This is a genomic window from Microbacterium sp. Bi128 (assembly GCF_918698205.1).
In genome coordinates, this window is record NZ_CAKKMM010000841.1 from 1 (window position 1) to 2,223 (window position 2,223).

Consider the following 2,223-nt stretch of genomic DNA (forward strand, 5'->3'; position numbering starts at 1 on the left):
TGCCTGACGTCGCCACTGCACGCTGCAGTGGGCTTGTCAGGCAGATGCAGTCTCGGCGCTTCTCGGGGGCGCGGTGCCGCCCCGGCGCACGTGCGGCGGCGTCAGCCGAGCTTGACGGCCGTGCCGTAGGCGACGACCTCTTGGAAGTTCTGCGCGACCTCGCTGGTGTCGAACCGCATCGCGATCACGGCATCCGCTCCGAGCGCCTGAGCCTGCTCGATGAGGCGCTGCTTCGCCTCGTCGCGGCTCTCCTGGAGCTGCTTCGTGAGGCCCTCCAGCTCACCGCCGAAGATCGATTTCAGGCCGGCGCCGAACTGGACGCCGATGTTTCGCGCGCGCACGGTGAGGCCGGTGACCTCGCCGAATACCTCGACGATCTGGCGACCGGGGACGTCGTTCATGGTTGTGACGAGCATGCGGTCAGTGTGACAGTGGCGAGGCCCGCGCCGCCAGCGTTTCCGGCCGCCGCGATGAAACGCGGGCACAATGCTGTGATCGCCCCTTCCCCTCCCGGAGGTTGTCATGGCATCCACTGCCCCGCGCATCGTGATCGTCTCGGGTGCCCGCACGCCCATCGGCTCGTTCGGCGGGGCGTTGTCGAGCGTCGATGCGTACGAGCTCGGGGCCGTCGCGGTCACCGCCGCCCTCGAGCGGGCCGGGGTGCAGAAGGATGCGGTCGACGAGGTCGTCATGGGCTGCATCGCGCAGAACGGGCCGGATGCCTACAACGCCCGCCGTGTCGCGCTCGCCGCGGGGCTGCCGACCCGGGTCCCCGCGTTCACCGTCAATCGCCTGTGCGGGTCGGGGCTGCAGGCCATCTGGTCGGGCGCGCAGGAACTCCGCTGGGGCGGCGTCGACGTCGTGGTCGCCGGCGGCGACGAGAGCATGTCGCGGACGCCGTTCCTCGAGTACGGCGCCCGGGGCAACGCGCGTCTCGGCGACCGGACGCTCCTCGACGGCACGCTCGCGATCCTCACCGACCCGTTCAGCGGCCGGCACATGGGCACGACCGCCGAGACCGTGGCATCCCGATACGGGGTGTCGCGCGCCGAGCAGGACGCCTTCGCGGTCGAGAGCCAGCGACGGGCGGCCCAGGATGCCAGTCGGGCGGCGTTCGCGGAAGAGATCGTGCCCGTGACGACCGGCGGAAAGCGGCCGGTCGAGGTGGCGGTCGACGAGCACCCGCGCCCCGGGACGACCCTTGAGGTGCTGGCGGGGCTCCGGCCCGCGTTCGAGGCGGGCGGGTCGGTGACGGCGGGCAACTCCTCGGGCATCAACGACGGCGCGGCGGCGACCGTGCTGATGCGCGAGGACGACGTGCGCGAGCGCGGGCTCACGGGGCTGGCGACGCTCGAGGCCGTCACGACGGCGGGGGTCGATCCCGAGATCATGGGGTACGCCCCGGTCCTCGCCCTGCAACGGCTGTGGGAGCAGACGGGGCTGACGCCGGCCGATGTCGACGTGATCGAGCTGAACGAGGCCTTCGCCGCGCAAGCGGTCGCCGTGATCCGCGACGCGGGGCTCGATCCCGAGAAGACGAACCCGTACGGCGGCGCGATCGCGCTCGGGCACCCGGTCGGGGCGACCGGCGCGATCCTCACGGTGCGCGCGGCCCTCACCCTGCAGCGCCGCGACCTCGAGTACGCGGTCGTGACGATGTGCATCGGCGGCGGCCAGGCTCTGGCCGCGCTGCTCCGGCGGTTCTAGCCGCGTGAGGGGTCATTTTCTGTCGCCTGGCCGCGTTCGAAGCGACAAAAAATGACCCCTCACGCGAAAGGGAACGGCCCCCACCCGGAAGGGTGAGGGCCGTTCCGGACCGGTCAGGCCGTGCGGCGCTTGCGCAGGGCGAAGGCGAGACCGCCTGCGACCACGAAGAAGCCGCCCGCGAGCGCGAGGCCCCACGGCGCCTGGGCGCCGGTGGCAGCCAGCGTGCCCTTCGCGAACACCTCGATGGCGAGGGGGCTCAGCACGGCGCCGTCGGCGCGCGTGATGACGACCGTGTGGGCGCCCGGGGCGAGCGTCGAGGGGACGCTCACGCGGAAGGTCACCGTCCCATCGGCACCCGCGGCCGGGATGCCGGTGATGACCGTCGGCGTGCTGTTCAGCGTCGCCGTCAGCTGCTCGCCGGCGTTCAGGCCCGTCACCGTGACCGTGAACGACCCGCCCTGCTCGACGCGCGTCGCGCTCGCCGAGACGCCCACCGCGGCCGGCGACGTCGTCGGC

General features: G+C 72.5%; 3 protein-coding genes. 1 reads left to right on the plus strand and 2 read right to left on the minus strand.

Annotated features, from left to right (window positions below; translation table 11 throughout):
- Nucleotides 1-101: 101 nt before the first annotated feature.
- Entirely contained in the window at nucleotides 102-416 is a 315-nt protein-coding gene (locus tag LQV45_RS26995; RefSeq protein ID WP_230009840.1) for a YbjQ family protein, read from the minus strand.
- 106 nt (nucleotides 417-522) lie between these two features.
- On the opposite strand from LQV45_RS26995, the gene LQV45_RS27000 reads away from it, so the two are divergent.
- Nucleotides 523-1,707 carry a thiolase family protein gene (locus LQV45_RS27000; protein ID WP_230009842.1) on the plus strand — a complete coding sequence of 395 codons (1,185 nt, stop codon included), beginning with the start codon at nucleotides 523-525 and terminating at the stop codon, nucleotides 1,705-1,707.
- A 113-nt stretch (nucleotides 1,708-1,820) separates the two neighbouring features.
- On the opposite strand, the gene LQV45_RS27005 is transcribed toward LQV45_RS27000, so the two are convergent.
- Nucleotides 1,821-2,223 (minus strand): LPXTG cell wall anchor domain-containing protein (locus LQV45_RS27005; RefSeq protein WP_230009843.1); only part of this gene is annotated, 403 nt, incomplete at its 5' end.